Source organism: Streptomyces sp. NBC_00984, assembly GCF_045162475.1.
Taxonomy (GTDB): domain Bacteria; phylum Actinomycetota; class Actinomycetes; order Streptomycetales; family Streptomycetaceae; genus Streptomyces.
In genome coordinates this window covers 1,586,032-1,607,783 of the sequence record NZ_CP108734.1, presented here as the reverse complement: position 1 = coordinate 1,607,783, position 21,752 = coordinate 1,586,032, and the positions used below count along the sequence as shown (strand labels likewise).

Annotated in this window: 22 protein-coding genes and 1 pseudogene; 5 read left to right on the top strand and 18 right to left on the bottom strand. The window is 70.2% G+C overall.

Going from position 1 to position 21,752, the window contains the following annotated elements:
* Positions 1-134: 134 nt before the first annotated feature.
* On the bottom strand, positions 135-629 hold the full coding sequence (locus OG520_RS06870; RefSeq protein ID WP_406012561.1) for an NUDIX domain-containing protein: 495 nt from the start codon (positions 627-629) through the stop codon (positions 135-137).
* A 135-nt stretch (positions 630-764) separates the two neighbouring features.
* On the opposite strand from OG520_RS06870, the gene OG520_RS06865 reads away from it, so the two are divergent.
* A complete protein-coding gene (locus OG520_RS06865; protein ID WP_406012560.1) occupies positions 765-1,880 on the top strand; it encodes a glycerate kinase in 1,116 nt (371 codons plus the stop codon).
* 143 nt (positions 1,881-2,023) lie between these two features.
* Here the strand turns inward: OG520_RS06865 and OG520_RS06860 are convergent, their stop codons facing one another.
* The 3 genes from OG520_RS06860 to OG520_RS06850 all read right to left on the bottom strand — a co-directional run bounded on the left by OG520_RS06860 (position 2,024) and on the right by OG520_RS06850 (position 4,680).
* Positions 2,024-2,581 (bottom strand): SRPBCC family protein, encoded by a 558-nt coding sequence (locus tag OG520_RS06860; protein WP_406012559.1) that lies wholly within the window; start codon positions 2,579-2,581, stop codon positions 2,024-2,026.
* Between the two features lie 128 nt (positions 2,582-2,709).
* On the bottom strand, positions 2,710-3,651 hold the full coding sequence (locus OG520_RS06855) for an MASE1 domain-containing protein (protein WP_406012558.1): 942 nt from the start codon (positions 3,649-3,651) through the stop codon (positions 2,710-2,712).
* A gap of 201 nt (positions 3,652-3,852) precedes the next feature.
* Positions 3,853-4,680, bottom strand: a complete 828-nt coding sequence (locus OG520_RS06850) for a PP2C family protein-serine/threonine phosphatase (RefSeq protein ID WP_406012557.1) — start codon at positions 4,678-4,680, stop codon at positions 3,853-3,855.
* A 163-nt stretch (positions 4,681-4,843) separates the two neighbouring features.
* Between OG520_RS06850 and OG520_RS06845 the strand changes: the two are divergent.
* A pseudogene (locus tag OG520_RS06845) lies at positions 4,844-5,060 on the top strand (MFS transporter); the annotation flags it as partial.
* Positions 5,061-5,108: 48 nt separating this feature from the next.
* On the opposite strand, the gene OG520_RS06840 reads toward OG520_RS06845, so the two are convergent.
* The gene (locus tag OG520_RS06840) at positions 5,109-5,507 is read right to left on the bottom strand and encodes a DUF6221 family protein (protein ID WP_406012556.1); all 399 of its coding nucleotides are present in this window, start codon (positions 5,505-5,507) and stop codon (positions 5,109-5,111) included.
* 354 nt (positions 5,508-5,861) lie between these two features.
* On the opposite strand from OG520_RS06840, the gene OG520_RS06835 reads away from it, so the two are divergent.
* A complete protein-coding gene (locus OG520_RS06835; protein ID WP_389976449.1) occupies positions 5,862-6,383 on the top strand; it encodes a hypothetical protein in 522 nt (173 codons plus the stop codon).
* Between the two features lie 157 nt (positions 6,384-6,540).
* Here the strand turns inward: OG520_RS06835 and pssA are convergent, their stop codons facing one another.
* Together pssA and OG520_RS06825 are read right to left on the bottom strand one after the other, a co-directional pair.
* Entirely contained in the window at positions 6,541-7,362 is an 822-nt protein-coding gene (pssA, locus tag OG520_RS06830; protein WP_399334774.1) for a CDP-diacylglycerol--serine O-phosphatidyltransferase, read from the bottom strand.
* 22 nt (positions 7,363-7,384) lie between these two features.
* Complete coding sequence (locus tag OG520_RS06825) at positions 7,385-8,032, bottom strand: phosphatidylserine decarboxylase (protein WP_266429156.1); 648 nt, start codon at positions 8,030-8,032, stop codon at positions 7,385-7,387.
* 2 nt (positions 8,033-8,034) lie between these two features.
* Here OG520_RS06825 and OG520_RS06820 point away from each other — a divergent pair, with 2 nt between their 5' ends.
* Positions 8,035-8,178 carry a hypothetical protein gene (locus OG520_RS06820; protein WP_266429158.1) on the top strand — a complete coding sequence of 48 codons (144 nt, stop codon included), beginning with the start codon at positions 8,035-8,037 and terminating at the stop codon, positions 8,176-8,178.
* Positions 8,179-8,213: 35 nt separating this feature from the next.
* Here OG520_RS06820 and OG520_RS06815 read toward each other — a convergent pair whose 3' ends face one another.
* From OG520_RS06815 to OG520_RS06780, 8 genes are all read right to left on the bottom strand, one after another.
* Positions 8,214-9,419, bottom strand: coding sequence for an acyl-CoA dehydrogenase family protein (locus OG520_RS06815; RefSeq protein WP_406012555.1), 1,206 nt, complete (start codon positions 9,417-9,419; stop codon positions 8,214-8,216).
* Positions 9,420-9,421: 2 nt separating this feature from the next.
* Entirely contained in the window at positions 9,422-9,949 is a 528-nt protein-coding gene (locus OG520_RS06810; protein ID WP_399334778.1) for a MaoC family dehydratase, read from the bottom strand.
* A gap of 2 nt (positions 9,950-9,951) precedes the next feature.
* Positions 9,952-10,914 (bottom strand): HpcH/HpaI aldolase/citrate lyase family protein, encoded by a 963-nt coding sequence (locus OG520_RS06805; RefSeq protein WP_385338505.1) that lies wholly within the window; start codon positions 10,912-10,914, stop codon positions 9,952-9,954.
* Positions 10,911-12,923: a protein meaA gene (locus OG520_RS06800; protein ID WP_406012554.1), complete on the bottom strand. Its 2,013-nt coding sequence runs from the start codon at positions 12,921-12,923 to the stop codon at positions 10,911-10,913. The genes OG520_RS06805 and OG520_RS06800 overlap by 4 nt, the downstream gene beginning before the upstream one ends.
* Position 12,924: 1 nt before the next feature.
* Positions 12,925-14,298 (bottom strand): crotonyl-CoA carboxylase/reductase, encoded by a 1,374-nt coding sequence (gene ccrA / locus OG520_RS06795; RefSeq protein WP_406012553.1) that lies wholly within the window; start codon positions 14,296-14,298, stop codon positions 12,925-12,927.
* A gap of 370 nt (positions 14,299-14,668) precedes the next feature.
* Positions 14,669-15,463 (bottom strand): GNAT family N-acetyltransferase, encoded by a 795-nt coding sequence (locus tag OG520_RS06790; RefSeq protein ID WP_406012552.1) that lies wholly within the window; start codon positions 15,461-15,463, stop codon positions 14,669-14,671.
* Positions 15,464-15,543: 80 nt separating this feature from the next.
* Entirely contained in the window at positions 15,544-16,359 is an 816-nt protein-coding gene (locus tag OG520_RS06785; protein ID WP_385339086.1) for a TetR family transcriptional regulator, read from the bottom strand.
* Positions 16,360-16,492: 133 nt separating this feature from the next.
* A complete protein-coding gene (locus tag OG520_RS06780) occupies positions 16,493-18,274 on the bottom strand; it encodes a 3-hydroxyacyl-CoA dehydrogenase family protein (protein WP_406012551.1) in 1,782 nt (593 codons plus the stop codon).
* Between the two features lie 359 nt (positions 18,275-18,633).
* Here OG520_RS06780 and OG520_RS06775 point away from each other — a divergent pair, with 359 nt between their 5' ends.
* Entirely contained in the window at positions 18,634-19,215 is a 582-nt protein-coding gene (locus OG520_RS06775) for an adenylosuccinate lyase (protein WP_406012550.1), read from the top strand.
* A 14-nt stretch (positions 19,216-19,229) separates the two neighbouring features.
* Here the strand turns inward: OG520_RS06775 and OG520_RS06770 are convergent, their stop codons facing one another.
* From OG520_RS06770 to OG520_RS06760, 3 genes are all read right to left on the bottom strand, one after another.
* Positions 19,230-19,475 carry a GNAT family N-acetyltransferase gene (locus OG520_RS06770; protein ID WP_406012549.1) on the bottom strand — a complete coding sequence of 82 codons (246 nt, stop codon included), beginning with the start codon at positions 19,473-19,475 and terminating at the stop codon, positions 19,230-19,232.
* A gap of 222 nt (positions 19,476-19,697) precedes the next feature.
* Positions 19,698-19,955, bottom strand: a complete 258-nt coding sequence (locus tag OG520_RS06765) for a hypothetical protein (protein ID WP_406012548.1) — start codon at positions 19,953-19,955, stop codon at positions 19,698-19,700.
* 59 nt (positions 19,956-20,014) lie between these two features.
* Entirely contained in the window at positions 20,015-21,619 is a 1,605-nt protein-coding gene (locus OG520_RS06760; RefSeq protein WP_406012547.1) for an alpha/beta hydrolase, read from the bottom strand.
* Between the last annotated feature and the right edge of the window lie 133 nt (positions 21,620-21,752).

Here is a 21,752-nt window from a genome sequence, read left to right as displayed (position 1 = left end):
CCAATGGCACATGAACGCGCGAGTCCGGCAGCCGTCGACCGGACTACCAGTTGACGACCGGTCAGCACAACGGGGCACAACGGGAATACGGGCTGTATGCGGCAATGGGAGGACGTGGGCACCGGCCCCGCGGGTCAGTCGCCCACCGGGCGGCCGTCCTCCAGCTCCACCGCGCCACCACCGGATTCGAGCACGTCCAGCGCCGCCTTCACGCGCAGCGCGAGAGTTCCGAGCAGATAGTTGTCGATCTCCTCGCGCTCGACCAGCTTCCAGGACAGGAGCTCCTCCTCCTGGAGCCGGATGGCCTTCAACCGGGCCTCGTCCAGCACTCCGCCGTCGTACAGATAGGCGGCGATCGGCGGCCGCCGCGGGCCGCGTGCCCAGTCGATGGCGAGCAGCCGTCCCGGTTGAAGATCGAGACCGATCTCCTCGGCCGTCTCGCGCCGCGCGGCCTGCCGCGGACTCTCGCCGTCGTCGGACTCGATCGTTCCGCCGGGCAGGGCCCAGCCGTCCCGGTAGTTCGGCTCGACGATCAGTACCCGCCCCCGGTCGTCCCGGAACACGGTGGCCGCGGCGGCCAGCACCCGGGGAAGCCCCGCGATGTAGGAGGTGTAGTCAGTGGTGGTCACGCGGGCAGCGTAGTAGCAGGGGCAGAGGCGGAGCGACGACGGCTCTGGGCAGCGGGTATCCGCTGCGGATAGGGTCGGGGGCGGCGCGACTGCCTGTTCGAAAGCAAGGGATGCAAGGTGGCGGACGGAGCAGTGATGGAGACCGCACGCGTGCTCGTCGCGGCGGACAAGTTCAAGGGCTCGCTCACGGCCGTGCAGGTCGCGGAGCGGGTGACGGCCGGGCTGCGGCGGGTCGTCCCCGAGGTGCGGGTCGAGACCCTGCCCGTGGCGGACGGCGGCGACGGCACGGTGGCGGCGGCGGTGGTCGCGGGATTCGAGCGCCGCGAGGCGCGGGTGACCGGGCCGCTCGGGGATCCGGTGACCGCGGCGTACGCGCTGCGCGGCACCACGGCGGTGGTGGAGATGGCCGAGGCCTCGGGCCTCCAGCACCTGCCCGCAGGGGTGTTCGCCCCGCTCACGGCCACGACATACGGCTCCGGCGAGCTGCTCGCCGCCGCGCTCGACGCGGGTGCCCGGACGATTGTGTTCGGCGTCGGCGGCAGCGCGACCACGGACGGCGGCGCGGGCATGCTGGCCGCGCTCGGCGCCCGCTTCCTGGACGCGGACGGCAAGCCCGTCGGCCCCGGTGGCGGCGGCCTCGCCGAGCTGGCGGAGGCGGACCTGTCCGGACTCGATCCGCGACTGGCCGAGGTGGACCTGATCCTCGCCAGCGACGTGGACAACCCGCTGACCGGCCCGAAGGGCGCCCCCGAGGTCTACGGCAGGCAGAAGGGCGCGACCGCGCAGGACATCGCGACCCTCGACGCGGCGCTCACCCACTACGCGTCCCTGCTCGGCCCGGACCACGCCGCGCTGCCCGGAGCGGGAGCGGCGGGCGGCATCGGCTACGGGGCGCTGGTCGCCCTCGGCGCCCGGTTCCGCCCCGGCATCGAGATCATGCTCGACGTCCTCGGCTTCGCCCCGGCGCTGGCGCGCGCCACCCTGGTGATCACCGGGGAGGGTTCGCTCGACGAGCAGACCCTGCACGGCAAGGCCCCGGCCGGAGTGGCGGCGGCAGCCCGCGCCGCGGGGATCGAGGTCGTGGCGGTCTGCGGCCGGCTGGCCCTGCCGCCGGAGGCCCTGACCGCGGCGGGCATCAGCCGCGCGTACGCCCTCGCGGACCTGGAACCGGACCCCGCGGTCTCCATGGCCCAGGCGGGACCGCTGCTGGAACGGGTGTCCGAGGTGCTCGCCCGCGACTTCCTGCTGTAGCCCGCCGTGCCGGGCCCATGGCGATCAAGCCCGTCCGGCGATTGAGGACACAACGAGGTACCGGGGGTTCGTCCCCGGTTTCGGGAAGGGGTGGGCAGGGGACGGCTCCGCGCAGCGGAACCCACCCCTGCCCGCCCCCCCGGTCATCCCGGCCACCCCACGGAGGGCGCCGTGCCCTGACCGTCCCCCGCGTCCCGACCGTCCCCCGCGGTACCCGGGTCCCGACCGTCCCCCGGCTCGCCCGCACCCGACTCCGCGGTGGCCCCGTCGCCCAGCAGATCGGCCAGGCACCGGAGTTCGGAAGGCAGGTCCCGGCGCCAGGCCATCGTCACGAACGGCGCGAGAATGATCATGCCGCCGTCCAGATGGGGCTTGACCGAAACGGTGACGGTCGTGCCCTGTCGGCTCGGACTCAGCCGGAACTCCAGCTCCGGCGAGTGGCGGCCCAGTGGCGTCCACATGCCCGCACCGCGGAAGGCCAGGTACTCGACGGGTGTGCTCGCGGTGCACCGGAGGCGGTGCGCCCGTCGCCTGCCCGGAAACTTGCAGGTGTACTCGTCACCCAGCTCGGTGGCGATCGGGCCCTCGATCACCCGGTCTATGCTCGAGGACCACTCGGCCAGGTTCCGCGGATCCCGGAGGAACGAGAATATCTCGTCGGCGGGGCGGGACACATGGACATTCGCAGACACATGGGGCATGGCTCCACCTCTTACGGCGCCCGTCCGCCCGAGTTTCGGCGTCCGGTTGCCCTCGTCGCGGTGCCGTCGCCCCTCAGCCTGCTTCGGATGGCAGGTTCTCGCACCCGTCGCAGGACCGATGGAGTGATTCATGGGTCCTGTCTGGTCACCTTCTCGGAGAGTTGTACACAGAGCCGCTTGATTTCGCGGTAGGTGCTGTTCCGCTCGGTGACGACCGCCGCCAGCAGCAGGGAGGTGAGCGCGGCGGAGCCGTTGAAGGCCTGGAGAGTGATCATGTTGGTGAGCAGGCCGTGGTGGGCGAAGGGACCGGTCATCCGCCCGGCGGCGAGGATCGCGAGCGTGGACACGCCCAGCGCGCAGCACGCGGCACCGGCGCGCTCGAAGCGGAAGGCGGCCCAGATCAGGAACGGGAACACGAGAAAGAGCAGCGAAGCACCGGCGGTGTCGGTCACCAGCACGGTGACGGCCACGGTGCACACCCCCAGCGCGGCGGCCTCCGCCCACCTGGCCGGGCCGACGTCGTGCGGCCGGCGGGCTCTGCGCAGGACGAGCAGGAACGGTGTCACGACCATGACGCCCATGGCGTCGCCCGTCCACCAGACCGACCAGGTGGGCCAGAAGTCGGAGGCTTGGATCGCGCCCGAGAGGGCCAGGATGCCGGTGCCCACGGTCGCGCTGATCAGCATGCCTGACAGCGCACCCAGGAAGACCAGCGCCAGCGCGTCCCGCAGCCGGTCGAGTTCGTTGCGGAATTCCGCACGCCGCAGCAGCAGATAGGAACAGAGCGGGGCGACCGTGTTCCCGGCGGCGATGACCAGCACGGGCAGAGCGGAAGGCCCGATGGTGATGTTGGCCGCGAGGGCGCCGAGAGCGATTCCGGGCCAGATGCGCACACCGAACACGAGCAGCGCCGCGACCGCGATCCCGGTCGGCGGCCACAGTGGGGTGACCTGACCGCGTACCAGTTGCTGGAGCAGACCCAGGCGGGCCGTCGCGTAGTAACAGACGGCCACCGCGAGAACCGTCAGGAGCTTGGCCGTCTGCTGCCGGAGCCGTGCGCTGTCCACCACAGCAGCATCAGACACCACGCCACGTCGTGCCGCCGGGGCGGGCGCGCCGACATCGCGCCGATGAAGGCGGCGAACGGGGTACGTTCCGGCCCCCGCGCCGATGGTGCCCGCACCCGCGTCACCGGTACCCGCACCCTCGCCCGCGTCACCGGCATCCGCGCCGCCCGCCACACCGCACGGACCGCGTCACGCCCCGTCCCCTCAGGCCGCTCCCGGCACACCGTCGAAGCGGACGACGAGCACGGCGGCGTCATCTTTGTGGCCGGTCAGGTCCGCCACCTCGATGACCCGCGCGGCCAGTTCGCCGGGATCGGCTCCGTGTGCCGCGCCGACCAGCTCCGACACCGCGGCGAGCCCCTCGTCGATCGGATACGACGGCCCTTCCACGACCCCGTCGGTCAGCAGGACCAGGTACCCGGGCTGCTCCAGCCGACGACGGGTCACGGGGTACCGCTGGTCGGGCAGTATGCCCAGGGGCACCCCGCCGGCGTCGAGGGAGATGCCGGAGCCGCCGTCATCGGTGCCCCAGACGATCGGTACGTGTCCGGCCCGTGCCACGGACAGCTCGCCGCTCCCCGGTGCGACGCTCAGCAGGCAGCAGGTCGTGAACAGGTCGCCGCCCAGCGAGATCAGCAGATCGTTGGCGCAAGCCAGCACTTTGCCGGGGTCGACCGTGATGCTGGCGAGCGCCCTGAGGCTGGCGCGGGCCTCACCCATGAAAGCGGCGGCCTCCACCCCGTGCCCCTGCACATCGCCGATGGCGATCCCCGCCGCCCCGTCCCGCATCGTGAACGCGTCGTAGAAGTCGCCGCCGACGGCCAGGCCGTCCTGCGAGGGCGCGTACCGGGCCCCGATCCGGAGGCCCGGGAAGTCGGGCAGCCCGGTGGGGAGCATGTGCCGCTGCAGGGACAGGCCGAGCTCGGCGCGGGCACGCTGGAGCCTGATGTTCTCCAGGGCCTGATCGACAAGGCGCCCGAGGGTGAGGAGAAGCTCCTGGGCGTTGTCCGGTTCCCTGCGGTGTCGGTGCATGGCGTCCCTGGGCGGTCCGATGCGCCCCTTCTGAAACCTTAGCCTCCCGCCGCCGTCCGCAGGGGGCCCGTGGCAGGAGCACGGAGGGCCGTGGCAGGCGGTCGGCGGCCGAGGCCCGGCCTCCCGTCACGCCAGAGCATCCTTTGACATACCTATGGGTGCCGGGCTGGAGCAGGCCGGGGACGCGGTGGCCATGGGTATCGCCCCCGTCTCACCCGACATGCCCGCCGGGCTCCGGGCGGCGGTCGTGGAGGGGAGCGGCCAGGCAGTCATGAACGGGGTGCACACCGCCGTGCTCGTCACCGGCGTCCTCTGCCTGCTGGGAGCCGTCCTCAGCGGCGGCCGGACTCCGGGGCACCTCCCGGGGCGCACAGCGCTGAGAGGGGTGGTCGGTGCCCGCGGGGGCGGGCGCCGACCACGCGGGGCCGCTACTGGATGAACCGGGGGAGCCACCTGGCCCGGTATCCGGGGTGGCCGGCGTGCTCCGCGGCCAGCTGCCGTACGGCGAATCCCAGCCCCACGGCCCGGCCGGACCGGAAGTCGGACTCGGGCCGGTCGGTGTCCAGGCCGGCGACCTCCGCGTACTCGTCGAGGAGCACCCTGTTCGTCTCGATGCGGCGCAGCGTGCGCGCGGGGTCCTGGAAGGCGATGTGCTGGTCGAAACCGAGATTCCGCACGCTGAACGCGATGCCCCCGGACCGGTCGTGGACTTCGCCGGGGACATCGGCCGGACACCGCCAGCTGTCGCCGCCCGCCGCCTGCGCGATGCGTTCCTCCTCGGCGAGGCGTGCCCGAACGAAGTCGATCATGTCGGAGTTGTCTGTCATCGGGGTTCCGAGTCCTTCATCATCATGGCCTGGTTCCCGGGGACCGCGCCCACCGCGGAACGGACGCCCCGCTCGAACTCCCAGGGGCCCCAACATACTGTGCCCATGCTTCCGATCACCTCGGGCTGAGCCGACACCGGGCACCTGCCCGTCCAACGCCGTTACCCGATCGGCGAGTTGGCCAGGAACGGTGGACCCTGGTCCGGGCACGGCGGTCTGTGGCACGATCCCTTCCGAGAGGGATCGGCGCACGGTTGTTCGGCACACGTACGCCGGCCGGGAGCCGGCCGTGGACGCAATCCAGGTCACGTCCGCAGAGGGCGCTGTCTCATGGACCGGGCTGAGGAGCACCCAGTGTCGTGGACCGTACCGGAGCAGATCAAGCTCACCATGGTGCATCAGATGGAGATCAGACAGGAGCCCGGCCTCACGCGCAGCAACACGCGGGAGACCACGTGCGTGGTACGACGCCCCGACCACGGTGAGCTGCGGGCCGCGCTGAAGTGCGGGCGGTGCGGCCGGGAGGGCGTGTTCGTCATCCAGGACCTGGAGACGACCAAGCGCCTCCGCCGTGGCCCGGTGGCCCGCTCCCTGGTCGCGGCCGTTGTCCTGCTGGGCGTGGTCGCGGCCCTGTGGATCATCGGCTTCGCCGACGGCAACATCCTGTTCCAGGTCCTGGCGATACCCGCCTCGCTGCTGTTCCTGCCGATAGGGATCTATCTGGCGTTCAGCCCCAGCGCGAACATCGGTGTCCGGCCGCCCGAGTCGGTCCACTTCAGCACGGACACCGTGCGGGAGGGGCTCAGCTACGTCACGCGGAACAGCCGCCGGGGCGAGGGGCTCGCCTGCAGCGGGTACGCGAAACCCGCCAACTGAGACAGCGCCCCGTGCACTGGGACGGAACCCCGTGCGGCGGGACCTCGCGGGGCGGCTGCCCGAGCTCCCACCGCATGCGGAAGGCCCCGGGTGTTGCGGGGATCGCTAGAACCCGCCGGGGAGCACCCGGGGCCTTCCGTATGTGTCTTGCGTGCCGCTACGGCAGCTGTGCCGTCCGTGCCTCACGCCGGTTGTCGCGGAAGGTGTTCACCCGCCGAGCGGTCGCGAAGAGCGGGATGACCGCACCGAGGACCACCTGGAGCGCACAGCCGGTCTGGAGGAGCAGCTGACCGCCGGGGGCGTCGAACGCCCACGCGGCGAGGAGCCCCATCGCGGCCACGATCCAGCTGAGCATCGCCACCGCGAGGACGCCCCGCGGCTTCGGGTACTCGACCCGGCTGACCATCAGCCACGCCACCCCGACGATCGCCAGCAGCGTCGGCACGAAGGGCAGCTCCAGGAGCACGATCGAGACGACCGTGAGCGCACCGAAGGGGCTCGGCATGCCCTGGAACATGCCGTCCTTCATGGTCACGCACGAGAATCTCGCAAGCCTGAGCACCACCGCCAGCAGCACCACGATCGCCGCCAGCGCCGATACCTTCTGGTGTGCGTCGTCCGCGACCATGCCGTACACCAGGACGAAGTACGCCGGGGCGAGCCCGAAGCTGATCAGGTCCGAGAGGTTGTCCAGCTCGGCACCCATCGGCGAGGAGCGCAGCTTGCGCGCCACGAGCCCGTCGAAGAGGTCGAAGACCGCCGCCAGGAGCATCAGGATCACGGCGGTGGCCGCGGAGTGCCGGGCCATGCCGCTCTCGTCGCTGCCCGTGAGGTGCGGGATGAGGATTCCGGTGGTGGTGAAGTACACCGCCATGAAACCGCACGTGGCGTTACCGAGAGTGAGGGTGTCCGCTATCGACAGCCGCAGAGAGAGCGGCATGTCCTCGCCGGCGTCCTCCTCGGACTCCGACTCGGGCACCCAGCCTGCCTGTGTATCAGGATCAATCACGGTCAATTCGAGTCACCCCCGCAGTGGTGGCCTGGCCGACCTCGACCGCGACATCGACACCTTCCGGAAGGTAGATGTCGACCCGCGAGCCGAAGCGGATCAGACCGATGCGCTCGCCCTGTTCCACCTTCGTGCCCTGCGGGATGTACGGGACGATGCGCCGGGCGACCGCACCCGCGATCTGCACCATCTCGATGTCGCCGAGCTCGGTGTCGAAGTGCCAGACAACGCGCTCGTTGTTCTCGCTCTCCTTGTTGAACGCCGGAACGAACCCGCCGGGGATGTGCTCGACCGACGTCACCGTGCCGGCCAGGGGCGCACGGTTGACGTGGACATTCAGCGGGCTCATGAAGATCGCGACGCGGGTGCGCCCGTCCTTCCACGGCATGATGCTCTGCACCACGCCGTCGGCCGGCGAAATGACCCGGCCCTGGGTGATCTCGCGCTCGGGGTCGCGGAAGAACCACAGCATGCCCGCCGCGAGCGCGGTGGTGGGCACGGCGACCGCGGCCCAGCGTCCGGACTTGCGGGCCCGGGTGAGGCTGAGCGCCGCGGTGGCGACGGTCGGGAGGAGCCACGGCGAAGCTCCGCGCGCAAGGCGGACCCCGCCGCGTGGTGCAGAGGTTTGGCTGTCGGGCATGGATGACCTTCGTAGCGGATGATGCCGCGCTGGCAACGGGGGACGGCGGCTTTTCCGGCGATGTTATCGGTTGCGAGCAACAACTGGGCAAGCCAGCAGCCGAGTCGGACGGCTGGAAGGCACCGGCCGAGGATGACAGGGTGTGATCTTCTTCGCGGCTAAATCACCGCGAAAGGGACAATCACCCCTGGAACCGGTACTCCTCGAGGAGTCGGCGCCCGATGATCATTTTCTGGATCTCGGCGGTACCTTCACCGATGAGCAGCATCGGGGCCTCCCGGTAGAGGCGCTCGATCTCGTACTCCTTGGAGAAGCCGTAACCGCCGTGGATGCGGAAGGCGTCCTCGACGACTTCCTTGCAGTACTCGGAGGCGAGGTACTTCGCCATCCCTGCCTCCAGATCGTTTCGTTCCCCGGAGTCCTTTTTGCGCGCTGCGTTTACCATCATTGCATGGGCGGCTTCGACCTTGGTGGCCATTTCGGCCAGCTTGAACTGGATCGCCTGGTGCTGGGCGATCGGCTTTCCGAAGGTCTGGCGCTGCTGGGCGTAGGAAACACCCAACTCGAATGCACGTTGTGCGACGCCACAGCCACGCGCGGCCACATTCACCCGGCCGACCTCGACTCCGTCCATCATTTGGTAAAACCCTCGACCGGTGGTGCCACCCAGCACTCGATTGGCCGGAATTCGTAGCCCATCCATGATGAGTTCGGTCGTGTCGACGCCCTTGTAACCCATTTTGTCGATCTTGCCGGGAATGGTGAGACCGGGCCGGACCGCACCGAAACCGGGCTCCTTCTCCACCAGGAATGTAGTCATCGACTTGTGCGGGGCGGTCCCCTCGGGGCGGCCTTCGTCACTCCGGCACAGAACGGCGACGAGCGAGGACGTGCCACCGTTCGTCAGCCACATCTTCTGGCCGTTGAGGACGTACTCCTCGCCGTCCCTGACGCCCTTGGAGGTGATTGCCGAGACGTCCGAGCCCAGCGCCGGCTCGGACATCGAGAACGCGCCTCGGACCTCGCCCAGCGCCATGCGCGGCAGGAACGTGTCCTTCTGCTCCTGGGTGCCGTGCTGCTTCAGCATGTACGCCACGATGAAGTGCGTGTTGATGATCCCCGACACGCTCATCCAGCCGCGGGCGATTTCCTCCACGCACAGCGCGTATGTGAGAAGCGACTCACCCAGACCCCCGTACTCCTCGGGGATCGTCAGCCCGAACAGGCCGAGCTCCTTGAGTCCCTCGACGATCTCGGTGGGGTACTCGTCACGGTGCTCCAGCCCGGTCGCGACCGGAATGATCTCCTTGTCGACGAAATCCCGGACCGTGGAGAGGATTTCCTGCTGGACGTCGTTGAGGCCGGCGGTCTGGGCGAGTCGCGTCATGGCTACTTCTCCACGTTCTTCTGCGAAGGCTGCTTCAGCTCCGGGCGGCCGGGCTGCTCGCCGCCGCGCTCCTTGATGTACGTCTCGGTGGGGACCATCACCTTGCGGCGGAACACGCAGACGAGTGTCCCGTCCTGCTTGTAGCCCTTGGTCTCCACGTGGACGATTCCGCGGTCGCTCTTGGATTTTGACGGAGTCTTGTCGAGAACGGTCGTTTCGCCGTAGATCGTGTCGCCGTGGAAGGTCGGTGCGACATGCTTCAGCGACTCGACCTCCAGATTGGCGATCGCCTTTCCGGAGACGTCCGGGACGGACATGCCGAGCAACAGCGAGTAGATGTAGTTGCCGACGACAACATTCTTTCCGAAATCCGTCGTCCGTTCCGCGTAGTTGCTGTCCATGTGCAACGGGTGATGATTCATGGTCAGCAGACAGAAGAGGTGGTCGTCGTACTCGGTGACCGTCTTCCCGGGCCAGTGCTTGTAGACCGCACCGACCTCGAACTCCTCGTATGTGCGCCCGAACTGCATGATCAGGCCTCCGGTGCTTCGAACTTGGAGGTGCGCTGCATACCGGCCGCGCGGCCCTTGCCCGCGATGACCAGGGCCATCTTGCGGCTCGCCTCGTCGATCATCTCGTCGCCGAGCATCGCCGAGCCCTTCTTGCCGCCCTCCTCGGAGGTGCACCACTCGTATGCGTCGAGGATCAGCTCGGCGTGGTCGTAGTCCTCCTGCGAGGGCGAGAACACCTCGTTGGCCGCGTCCACCTGGCCCGGGTGCAGCACCCACTTGCCGTCGAAGCCCAGCGCCGCAGCACGGCCCGCGACCTCGCGGTACGCGTCCACGTCACGGATCTGCAGGAAGGGACCGTCGATCGCCTGGAGGTCGTGCGTACGGGCCGCCATCAGAATGCGCATCAGGATGTAGTGGTACGCGTCCGCGCCGTACCCGGGCGGCTGCTGACCGACGACCAGGGTCTTCATGTTGATCGACGCCATGAAGTCGGCCGGGCCGAAGATCAGTGTCTCCAGGCGGGGCGAGGCGGCGGCGATGTCGTCGATGTTCACCAGGCCCTTGGCGTTCTCGATCTGCGCCTCGATGCCGATCTTCCCGACCTCGAAGCCCATCGTCTTCTCGATCTGGGTCAGCAGCAGGTCGAGGGCGACGACCTGCTGGGCGTCCTGGACCTTGGGCAGCATGATGCAGTCGAGGTTCTGGCCGGCGCCCTCGACGACCGTGACGACGTCGCGGTACGTCCAGTGCGTGGTCCAGTCGTTGACCCGCACGACCCGGGTCTTGCCCGTCCAGTCACCGTTGTTCAGCGCGTCGACGATGGTGTGCCGGGCGCCCTCCTTGGCGAGCGGCGCGCAGGCGTCCTCCAGGTCGAGGAAGACCTGGTCGGCGGGGAGGCCCTGGGCCTTCTCCAGGAACCGCGGGTTCGAGCCGGGCACTGCCAGGCAGGAACGGCGCGGACGCAGGCGGTTGACGGCAGTCATGCGGGGACCTCCAGAGGGTCGAGCTTGTTCGCTTTCCGGATCTCGTCGACGATACGGCCGATGATCTCCGTGATACCGAAATCCTTCGGGGTGAATACGGCGGCGACACCGGCCCCGATCAGGGCCGACGCGTCGGCGGGCGGAATGATCCCGCCCGCGATGACCGGGATGTCGGCGGCGCCCGCCTCGCGCAGCCGGGTGAGCACGTCCGGTACGAGCTCGGCGTGCGAGCCGGACAGGATCGACAGGCCGACGCAGTGCACGTCCTCGGCGAGCGCGGCCGAGACGATCTGTTCGGGGGTCAGCCTGATCCCCTGGTAGACGACCTCGAAACCGGCGTCACGGGCCCGTACGGCGATCTGCTCGGCGCCGTTGGAATGTCCGTCCAGGCCCGGCTTGCCGACCAGCAGCCGCAGCCGTCCGGCGCCCAGGTCGGCCGCGGTGCGGGCGACCTTCTCGCGGACCAGGGCGAGCGGGGTGCCCGCCTCGGCGGTCACCGCGACCGGCGCGGACGAGACGCCCGTCGGGGCCCGGAACTCGCCGAAGACATCGCGCAGCGCCCAGGACCACTCGCCGGTGGTGACACCCGCGCGGGCGCACTTCACGGTCGCTTCCATCATGTTGTCGGTGCCCGCCGCGGCCTTCTTCAGCGCCGCCAGCGCTTCGGTGGCGCGAGCCTCGTCGCGGTTGTCGCGCCAGTGGTGCAGGGCGGCGACGACCCTGGCCTCATTGGCGGGGTCGACCGTCATGATCGCCCCGTCGAGGTCCGCTGTGAGCGGGTTCGGTTCCGTCGTCTCGTAGATGTTGACGCCGACGATCCGTTCCTCGCCGCCCTCGATCCGGGCCCGGCGGGCGGCGTGCGAGGAGACCAGCTCGGACTTCAGATAGCCGGACTCCACGGCTGCCATGGCGCCGCCCATCCGCTCGATCCGGTCGATCTCGGCGAGCGACTCGGCGACCAGCTCGTCCACCTTGGCCTCGATGACGTGCGACCCGGCGAAGATGTCCTCGTACTCCAGCAGATCGCTCTCGTGCGCGAGCACCTGCTGGATACGGAGCGACCACTGCTGGTCCCAGGGCCGGGGGAGTCCCAGCGCCTCGTTCCACGCCGGCAGCTGGACGGCGCGGGCGCGGGCGTCCTTGGAGAGGGTGACGGCCAGCATCTCCAGGACGATGCGCTGGACGTTGTTCTCCGGCTGCGCCTCGGTCAGCCCGAGCGAGTTGACCTGGACGCCGTAGCGGAAGCGGCGCTGCTTGGCATCGGTGATGCCGTACCGCTCGCGGGTGACCTGGTCCCAGATGCGGCCGAAGGCGCGCATCTTGCACATCTCCTCGATGAACCGGACGCCCGCGTTCACGAAGAAGGAGATCCGCGCGACCACATCGCCGAACCGCTCCTCGGGCACCTGACCGGAATCGCGCACGGCGTCCAGGACCGCGATGGCCGTCGACATGGCGTACGCGATCTCCTGGACCGGAGTGGCCCCCGCCTCCTGCAGGTGGTAGCTGCAGATGTTGATCGGGTTCCACTTCGGGATGCGGTTGACCGTGTACGCGATCATGTCGGTGGTCAGCCGCAGCGAGGGGCCGGGCGGGAAGACGTGCGTCCCGCGCGAGAGGTACTCCTTGACGATGTCGTTCTGCGTGGTGCCCTGGAGCTTCGTGGGATCGGCGCCCTGTTCCTCGGCGACCACCTGGTAGAGCGCCAGCAGCCACATCGCGGTGGCGTTGATCGTCATCGAGGTGTTCATCTGCTCCAGGGGGATGTCCTGGAACAGCCGGCGCATGTCACCGAGGTGCGAGACGGGAACGCCGACCCGGCCGACCTCGCCGCGGGCGAGGATGTGGTCGGGGTCGTAACCCGTCTGCGTCGGCAGGTCGAAGGCGACCGACAGGCCGGTCTGGCCCTTGGCGAGGTTGCGCCGGTAGAGCTCGTTGGACGCCTCGGCGGTCGAGTGGCCGGCGTAGGTCCGCATGAGCCACGGGCGGTCCTTCTGACGCCCGCTCATCTCAGACGTCCTTGTTGTGTTCGTCGGCCCGCTCCGCTGACGCGTCACGGAACAGGTTGATGGCGTCGATGTGCTGCTCGCGCAGTGCCTCGTTGCGCACGCCCAGCCCCTCGCGCGGCGCCAGCGCCAGCACACCGACCTTGCCCTGGTGCAGGTTGCGGTGGACGTCGTACGCGGCCTGGCCGGTCTCCTCCAGGGAGTAGACCTTCGACAGCGTGGGGTGGATCCTGCCCTTGGCGACCAGCCGGTTGGCCTCCCACGCCTCGCGGTAGTTGGCGAAGTGCGAGCCCACGATCCTCTTCAGCGACATCCACAGGTAGCGGTTGTCGTACTCGTGGTTGTAGCCGGAGGTGGAGGCGCAGGTGACGATGGTGCCGCCCTTGCGGGTCACGTAGACGGAGGCGCCGAAGGTCTCTCGGCCCGGGTGCTCGAAGACGATGTCCACGTCCTCGCCGCCGGTGAGTTCACGGATGCGCTTGCCGAACCGCTTCCACTCGCGCGGGTCCTGGTTGTGCTCGTCCTTCCAGAACTTGTAGCCCTCGGCGTTGCGGTCGATGATCGCCTCGGCGCCCATCTTCCGGCAGATGTCGGCCTTCTGCTCGCTGGAGACGACACAGATCGGGTTGGCGCCGCCGGCCAGCGCGAACTGCGTGGCGTACGAGCCGAGTCCGCCGCTGGCGCCCCAGATCAGCACGTTGTCGCCCTGCTTCATGCCGGCGCCGTTGCGCGAGACGAGCTGGCGGTACGCGGTGGAGTTGACCAGGCCGGGAGCCGCGGCCTCCTCCCAGCTGAGGTGCTGCGGCTTCGGCATCAGCTGGTTGGACTTGACGAGTGCGATCTCCGCCAGGCCGCCGAAGTTGGTCTCGAAGCCCCAGATGCGCTGCTCGGGGTCGAGCATCGTGTCGTTGTGGCCGTCCGAGGACTCCAGTTCGACCGAGAGGCAGTGGGCGACGACCTCGTCGCCGGGGTGCCAGGCATTGACGCCGGGACCGGTCCGCAGGACGACGCCCGCCAGGTCGGAACCGATGACGTGGTACGGCAGGTCGTGGCGCCTGGTGAGCTCGCTGAGCCTTCCGTAGCGCTCCAGGAAGCCGAAGGTGGACATCGGCTCGAAGATCGAGGTCCACACGGAGTTGTAGTTGACCGAGCTCGCCATGACGGCGACCAGGGCCTCGCCGGGCCCGAGTTCGGGCACCGGGACCTCGTCGAGGTGCAGCGACTTGCGGGGGTCCTTGTCGCGGGTGGAGAGCCCGTGGAACATCTCGGTCTCGTCCTTGTGCACGGTCACCGCGCGGTACGACTCAGGAATGGACAGGGCCGCGAAGTCCGCGGCTGTGCTGTCCTGCGATTGGATCGCGTCCAGGATTTCCTTCACGGTGTGCCTCCGGCGGATGGGGGCGCTGAGGGATCGCTTGAGAGTCCCTGCGAGCAAGAGGGGAGCGGTGTGGTGTGGAGGTGGTGCCGTCGGTTCGGCTGTCAAAGCTTCGGCTTGCTCTGTGGAGCAGAAGGGGTTGCCTGTGACGCAGGCGTCCGGGCGCGCAGGCAAATCGCTTGCGGGGACAGCCGGCGTACGTGAGATCTCAGCACGCCGGCCGCCCGGACAACTTCAACGTATGGCACTCCGTGACACCTGGCAAGGCACTCGGTGCCAACAATTTCTCTCACTTGTCACCCGCAAGGCACCGATGAGCGGTGAGGGGGGTGTTTCGCAGGGATATGCCGGGTAGATGATGGCGAATGATCGATCAGTGAGACCGGTACACATAGGGGGTCGTGGTGCTCAGGGCCACGAATCCGAGCCACCGGAGGATCGGGCTGCTCATGTCGGAGGCATCGACCTGAAGGTAGCGGTAGCCGCGCTCCGCCGCGATCCGGGCGCGGAAGGCCACCAGAGCCCGGTAGACGCCCTTCCCGCGCCACGCCTCGACCGTTCCGCCGCCCCAGAGCCCCGCGAAGCCCGTGCCCGGGTAGAGCTCCATCCGGGCCGCGCTCACCGGCTCGTCGCCCACCATGGCGAGGACGCCGACGAAGCCGTCCGGGTCCTCGGCCAGCCTGGCCAGCACCTGATGCCGCAGCCGCGACCAGTCCGAGCCGAACGCCCGCTCATGGGCGCGGGCCATCAGCTCCACGTCCTGCGCGTCACTCACGGTGCGCAGTCGCACGCCGTCGGGGAGTTCCACCGCCGTCGAGAGGTCCGCGACCGGGGCGACCAGCAGGGTCTCCGGCTCCTCCGCCTCGAAACCGGCCGCCAGAAGCCTGTGCGCCAGATCGGCCGGCCGGTCGTGCGCGTACAGCTTCCACTCGAACTCGCCGTGCCCGAGCGCCGCGTAGTGCGCCACCTGGGCCGCGATCACCGCGTCCGCACGTGCGGGATCCAGGTCCGGGTCCGACCAGACGACGGCGTTCCAGTCGTCGGCCGTGCCGACCTGCCGTACGACGTCACCGGTGCGCTCGACCCGGACGCCGGGGCCGTCGGGGCGGGCGTGCTCGCGCATCTCGCGGTCGAAAAGGGCCAGCAGTGCCTCGTGATCACGATTCATCCGCCCACCACAGCACCGGTGCGCGGCTGCGACAACCAGGTTTCGGCGGTGGCGGGGGCATGCCGGCCGGCACGCCCCCGTCAGCGGTCCTGGAGCGCCTGCTGGATCGTGCGCATCACTTCGTCGAGCGGCGCGTCCGTCCGCGCCACGGCGACCAGCACCTCGCCCTGGGACGTCACCGAGGCGGCCGGCTGCTTCGCGGGCTCGGCGCCGACGGTCCGGCCGGCCCCGATACCGGTCCCGAAGGTGTCGCGGACGATCGCGAAGGCATGGTCGAGCTGCGCCTCGACGTCACCCTCGCCGCCCGCCCGCAGCCAGCGGCGCAGCACATGGTTGTGCGCGGTGACCACGGCGGACGCCGCGACCTCCGCCAGCAGCGGGTCGTCATTGCCGACGTGGTGGTCGCGCTCGTCGAAATGGCCCAGCAGATAGCGGGTGAACAGCCGCTCGTAGCGGGCCACCGAGGCGATCTCCGCCTCGCGCAGGGTGGGGACCTCGCGGGTCAGCTTGTAACGGGCCACGGAGACCGCGGGCTTCGCCGCGTACATCTTCATGACTTCCTTGATGCCGCGGCAGACGGTGTCGAGGGGGTGCTCGTGCGCCGGTGCGGCATTGAGGACGGCCTCGGCCCTGACGAGGGTGTCGTCGTGGTCCGGGAAGATCGCCTCTTCCTTGGAGCGGAAGTGCCGGAAGAAGGTCCGCCGGGCGACTCCGGCGGCGCCCGCGATCTCGTCGACCGTCGTTGCCTCGTACCCCTTCGTGGCGAAGAGTTCCATCGCCGCGGCGGCCAGTTCACGGCGCATTTTGAGCCGTTGGGCGGCGGCGCGCGTGCCTGCGGCACTTTCCGGGGCGTCGGGCGCGGCGGAGACACGGGGGGACCTGGCGGGCTGGGACATGGTGTGAACGTACTGCATCGGGTCGGGCGAGTGCGCCCGTGGGGGCGGGCCGCCCGAAGGATCGAGCAGCCCTCCCCACCCCGCCCCCGGCCCGGAGGGGCCGACGGCGGGCTCCGCGGCGTCGCGGACCCTCTCAGCGCCGGGCATGTTCGCGGAAGCCGCGCCCCGTCTTGCGGCCGAGGCAGCCGGCGGCCACCAGATGTTCGAGCAGCGGAGCCGGAGCCAGACCCGGGTCGCGGAACTCGCTGTGCAGCACCTTCTCGATGGCCAGGGAGACATCGAGCCCGACGACGTCGAGCAGTTCGAACGGGCCCATCGGGTAGCCGCCGCCCAGCTTCATCGCGGCGTCGATGTCGTCGAGGGTCGCGTAGTGCTCCTCGACCATCTTGATCGCGTTGTTGAGATACGGGAACAGCAGCGCGTTGACGATGAAACCGGCCCGGTCCCCGCAGTCCACCGGGTGCTTGCGGACCTCGGCACACACCTCACGGACGGTGGCGTGGACGTCGTCGGCGGTGAGCACCGTACGGACCACCTCGACCAGCTTCATCGCCGGCGCCGGGTTGAAGAAGTGCATCCCGATCACGTCCTGCGGACGCGAGGTGGCCCGCGCGATCGCCACGACCGGCAGCGACGAGGTGGTGGTGGCGAGGACGGCACCCGGCTTGCAGACCTTGTCCAGGGTCCCGAACAACTGCTGCTTGACCGACAGGTCCTCGGCGACGGCCTCCACCGCGAGATCGACATCGGCGAAGGCGTCCAGCGAACCGGCCGCGGTGATCCGGGCCAGGGCCCCGTCCCGCGCCTCGGCCGTCAGCCGCCCCTTGGTGACGGAACGCTCCAGCGACTTGGCGATCCGGCCCTTCGCCGTGTCCGCCTTCTCCTGGCCGCGGGCGGCGAGCACCACGTCGTACCCGGCCTTCGCGAAGACCTCGGCGATCCCCGAGGCCATCGTCCCGGAACCCGCGACACCCACCGAACGCACGGTACGCCCGGCCACCGCCGCCTGGCCGTCCCGAGGGGTCAGCGCGTCCGGCACCACGGTCTGGCTGCCGGCCGCCTGGTACGTGTAGAAGCCGCGGCCCGACTTGCGGCCGGTCAGCCCTGCCTCGCTCAGCTGCCGGAGAACGGGCGCCGGGGCGTGCAGCCGGTCGTGCGACTCGGAGTACATCGCCTCCAGGACGGTACGGGCGGTGTCGACCCCGATCAGGTCGAGCAGGGCGAGCGGGCCCATCGGCAGGCCGCAGCCGAGCTTCATCGCCGCGTCGATGTCCTCCCGGGAGGCGTAGTTGGCCTCGTACATCGCGGCGGCCTGGTTGAGGTACCCGAACAGCAGCCCGTCGGCGACGAAGCCCGGCCGGTCGCCGACCGCGACCGGCTCCTTGCCCAGGCTGCGGGCGAGCGCGGTGACCGCCTCGACGGCCGGCGGCGCGGTCAGCACCGAGGACACCACCTCGACCAGCTTCATCGCCGGTGCCGGGTTGAAGAAGTGCAGACCGAGCACGCGCTCGGGGCGCAGCGATTCGGCGGCCAGCCGGGTCACCGAAAGGGCGTTGGTGCCGGTCGCCAGGATCGCGGTGGGAGAGACGATCGCGTCGAGCTCCCGGAAGAGCTGCTGCTTGATCTCGTACGACTCGGGCACGACCTCGATGACCAGCTCCGCCTCCGCGGCGGCCCGGAGGTCGGCGAAGGTACGGAACCGGGCGAGGACATCGCTCCGCTCCTCCTCGGTGATCCGCTCGCGCCGCACGGCGCGGGCGGTCGAGGCTTCCAGGGCGGCGACGGCCTGACGGGCGGCCGCGTCGCTGATGTCGATGCCGATGACCTCGTGGCCGGCGCGGGCCAGGACCTCGGCGATGCCGGTGCCCATGGTGCCGAGGCCGACGACGGCAATGGTGCTGAGCGGGGTGTCCATCACGGGACTCCAGAGAATGAGTGACGACTGTGAGGAGGCGCGGCGCGCACTGAGAGGGAGAACCGGCGCGACACGTGCGGGAATTGCGTGTCGTGGTACTCGGGGCCGGGGCGCGATGAGCACGCCAGGACCCGGAAGGGGCGACGGACTCTGTCCCGGAGTCACGTCTCGCAAAACTGCCGAACCGACAAGCACTCCGGGTGGCTGCGTCACCAGGCCACCGGAGCAAACGGGGATCGTGTCCCGCTCACATGAGATTAACTGCCCGGTAACGAGCGCGCCAGCCCCCGGTCGTTGTGCGCCGTGCCACATTCCCCCGCCCCTCGATACGCAGAGTCCCCGCCGATACGCTGACGGTCATGGACGAGGAGTTCCGGTCGCTGGCGGACCGGCTTGCTGACGAGGCGGACGCGGCGGGGGAGTCGGCGGTGTACCGCGGACTGCTCGCCACCGAGGACGAGGAGGAGCTGGCCCGTGTCCTGGTGGAACGCGAACGCCCGCTCTGGGCCCGCGAGATGGCCGCCTTCCGGCTCGGCTGCGGCGGAGACCGGCGGGCCTTCGAGGCGCTGGTCCTGCTGCTCAACCACCGCGACCCGGAGCGGTGTGTCTCCGCCGCCCACGCCCTGGTGTGCCTCGGCGACCCCCGCACACCCCGGGCCGCCGCCGCCCTGGCGACCAACACCCTGCGCACCGCGTACGCCCTGCACCCGGTGCGGCTGCTCACCGCGCTGCGGGCCCCGGAGTCCGTACCGGCGCTGATGAGCACCCTGGAACGGCTGCTCGCCCCGGACGACCCGTACTGGCGGGTGGCGCTCGCCTGTGTGGAGGGGCTCGGGCAGCTGGGGGACGAGCGGGCCCGCCCGCTGCTGGCGGCCGCTCTGCCGCACCCCAGGCTGGGCGGCGCGGCCCGCGACGCGCTCGGCCGGCTGGGCGCGCCCTGAGGAAGCGCCGGGCCTCAGGAGGCGGCGGGGCCGCCGAGGGCGCGTACGTACCGCACCTCGGGCACGAGCGCGCCGTCCGCCTCGAAGGACTCCTCGGCGCCGTCGGGACGGAAGCCCGCGCGCTCGTAGAAGCGGCGGGCCGGGGCGTTCTCCTTCAGGACCCACAGCGCCAGGTCCGGGAAGCCGTCGGCCGCGGCGCGGGTGAGTGTCTCCGCCATCAGGGCGCGGCCCGCCCCGGTCCCGATCTGCTCGGGCGCCACGTAGAGCGCGTACAGCTCGCCCCGCGCCGGCGGCCCGCCGTTCTCCCGGTACGGGCCTCAGGGCCTGTCCGGCGGATCATGGCCGGGGGCGCGGCGTCTGGCACGGCACCTCGCGGCGTTGCCGAAACGCCCGGATAGCTCCGCTATCAGGACGCTCCGGCGCCTTGCGATGCACCGCACCAGACGCCGCGCCCTGCCCGACCCTGATCCGCCGGACAGGCCCTAGCAGGCCCAGCCGATCACACCGAGGCCGGGCCGTTCCGCCACCACGTTCACGAGCGTGGTGCCCCGGGCCAGGGACGCGCGGCGCCGCTCCGCGTCCTCGGCGACGGTGCGGTCCATGCCCTCCAGGTAGGACTGAGGCACCAGTCCCGCGTAGGCCGCCTGCCAGCCGCGCACCCGGAGCCGAGTGACCGCCTCGCAGTCGTCGACGGTCATGTCCCGGACATGTATCTCGGTGGGTGTGGTCCCTGTCGTCATACGGGCCATCCTGGCATCCGTCAGGATGGCCCGTATGCGAGTCGGGCCGCGGGCCGCCGTCAGCCGCGGAAGCCGAGCAGCCCGTGCAGGGTGCTGCCCCTGCTGCCGGAATCCGTCCGCCGCGCCGTCTTCGCAGCCGCCTCGCCGGTCAGCGGCCGTGGGTCGGGCGACTTGGCGCACACCGCGTCCGCGTCACCCCGGTTTCCCTCGCCGCGCGGGACGGTGCCCTTGGCGAGATAGTCCGCCAAGTAGGTGTCCAGGCAGTCGTTGCCGCCCAGCGTGATGCCGTGATTGCCGCCGCCCTGCTCGACGACCAGGCTGGAGCCGCGCAGCCTGCGGTGCAGCGTGACGCCGCCCTCGTACGGTGTGGCCGCGTCGTCGGTGGCCTGGAAGAGCAGCACCGGCGGGAGCGCTCTGTTGGAGACGCGCACCGGATTCAGCGGTTCCACCGGCCAGTCGGCGCACGGGGCGTTGTACCAGTTGTTGTTCCAGGCGAAGAAGGGTGCCTTGGCGTGCACCCGCCGGCTGTCGCCGCGCCAGGTGTTCCACTGCCGGGGCCACTGGGCGTCGCGGCACTGTACGGCCGAGTAGACCGAGTACCCGTTGTCGCCCTCGGCGTCGACGGCGCCGAACTTCTTGTACGCCTTCAAGAGCGCGTTCTGGTCGCCGTCGTTGGCGTACGCGGCGAACGCCTCGGCCAGATACGGCCAGTACCCGTCGTAGTAGCCGCCCGGCAGGAAGGTGTCCTCCAGCTCGCTCGGGCCGACCTTCCCGCCCGCGGGGTGCGTCTTGACGGCCGCACGCATCGCGTACCAGGCGCTCTCGACCTTCGCCGGGTCGGTGCCGAGCCGGTATGTGGCGTCGTGCTTCGCCACCCAGGCGGCGAACGCCTTGTGGCGGGCGTCGAAGGCGTAGTCCTGGCCGATGTTGTCGTCGTACCAGACGCCGTCCGGGTCGACGTTCGAGTCGAGGACCAGACGTCGCACCCGCTCCGGGAACAGCTTGGCGTACACCGCGCCGAGGTAGGTGCCGTACGAGTACCCGAAGTAGTTGAGCTGCCGGGAGCCGGTGGCCCGCCGGATCACATCGAGGTCCTTCGCGACGCTCACCGTGTCCATGTGGGGCAGCAGGTCCGGGTACTTGCGCCCGCACGCCTCGGCGAACGAACGGGCCCGGTTCCGGTTGGCCTGCTCGACGCCCGGCGAGTCGGGCACCGAGTCGGGGCGCAGCGGATCGAAGTACTTCGGTACGCAGTTCAGCGCCGGCCTGCTCCTGCCGACGCCACGCGGGTCGAAGCCGATCACGTCGTACTGGGCGGCGATCGCCCCCGGCAGCGAGGACGCCACGAATCCGGCCATCGTCAGGCCGCTGCCGCCGGGGCCGCCCGGGTTGACGAGCAGGGGGCCCTGGAAGGTCTTCGCGGTGTGCGGGATGCGGGACAGCGCGAGGGTGATCCGCCGACCCGACGGATCGTCATGATCGAGCGGGGTGCTGACCGATGAGCACTGCAGCCGCGGATACGACTTGGTGCCGCAGTCGGTCCATCGGAGTTTCGCGGCGGTGGGCCGCGCGCCGTTGTCGGCGGTTGCCGGGGACGGCGCGGCGGTCACCAGACCGGCGACCGTCGCACCGACGGCGAACAGAATTCCTGAACGTTTCGTCATATGGCCTCCCGTGGTGGGGGAAACACGGCTGCGCGTGGCGCAGCCCCCGCCGCATGCTCCCCGCATTCGCGCCAGGAAGGACCTGTTATATCAAGAGTTGACCCGTTTGCCCGCGCTGGTCCGTCGGGTCCCC

What these genes read in the sequence shown, in the direction of transcription:
- OG520_RS06865 (WP_406012560.1), top strand. Translation starts at nt 765, where the DNA reads ATGGAGACCGCACGCGTGCTCGTCGCGGCGGACAAGTTCAAGGGCTCG.
- OG520_RS06860 (WP_406012559.1), bottom strand. Translation starts at nt 2,581, where the DNA reads ATGCCCCATGTGTCTGCGAATGTCCATGTGTCCCGCCCCGCCGACGAG.
- OG520_RS06850 (WP_406012557.1), bottom strand. Translation starts at nt 4,680, where the DNA reads ATGCACCGACACCGCAGGGAACCGGACAACGCCCAGGAGCTTCTCCTC.
- OG520_RS06840 (WP_406012556.1), bottom strand. Translation starts at nt 5,507, where the DNA reads ATGACAGACAACTCCGACATGATCGACTTCGTTCGGGCACGCCTCGCC.
- OG520_RS06825 (WP_266429156.1), bottom strand. Translation starts at nt 8,032, where the DNA reads ATGCCCGACAGCCAAACCTCTGCACCACGCGGCGGGGTCCGCCTTGCG.
- OG520_RS06820 (WP_266429158.1), top strand. Translation starts at nt 8,035, where the DNA reads ATGACCTTCGTAGCGGATGATGCCGCGCTGGCAACGGGGGACGGCGGC.
- OG520_RS06815 (WP_406012555.1), bottom strand. Translation starts at nt 9,419, where the DNA reads ATGACGCGACTCGCCCAGACCGCCGGCCTCAACGACGTCCAGCAGGAA.
- OG520_RS06810 (WP_399334778.1), bottom strand. Translation starts at nt 9,949, where the DNA reads ATGCAGTTCGGGCGCACATACGAGGAGTTCGAGGTCGGTGCGGTCTAC.
- OG520_RS06805 (WP_385338505.1), bottom strand. Translation starts at nt 10,914, where the DNA reads ATGACTGCCGTCAACCGCCTGCGTCCGCGCCGTTCCTGCCTGGCAGTG.
- OG520_RS06800 (WP_406012554.1), bottom strand. Translation starts at nt 12,923, where the DNA reads ATGAGCGGGCGTCAGAAGGACCGCCCGTGGCTCATGCGGACCTACGCC.
- OG520_RS06790 (WP_406012552.1), bottom strand. Translation starts at nt 15,463, where the DNA reads ATGAATCGTGATCACGAGGCACTGCTGGCCCTTTTCGACCGCGAGATG.
- OG520_RS06785 (WP_385339086.1), bottom strand. Translation starts at nt 16,359, where the DNA reads ATGTCCCAGCCCGCCAGGTCCCCCCGTGTCTCCGCCGCGCCCGACGCC.
- OG520_RS06780 (WP_406012551.1), bottom strand. Translation starts at nt 18,274, where the DNA reads ATGGACACCCCGCTCAGCACCATTGCCGTCGTCGGCCTCGGCACCATG.
- OG520_RS06775 (WP_406012550.1), top strand. Translation starts at nt 18,634, where the DNA reads ATGGACGAGGAGTTCCGGTCGCTGGCGGACCGGCTTGCTGACGAGGCG.
- OG520_RS06765 (WP_406012548.1), bottom strand. Translation starts at nt 19,955, where the DNA reads ATGACGACAGGGACCACACCCACCGAGATACATGTCCGGGACATGACC.
- OG520_RS06760 (WP_406012547.1), bottom strand. Translation starts at nt 21,619, where the DNA reads ATGACGAAACGTTCAGGAATTCTGTTCGCCGTCGGTGCGACGGTCGCC.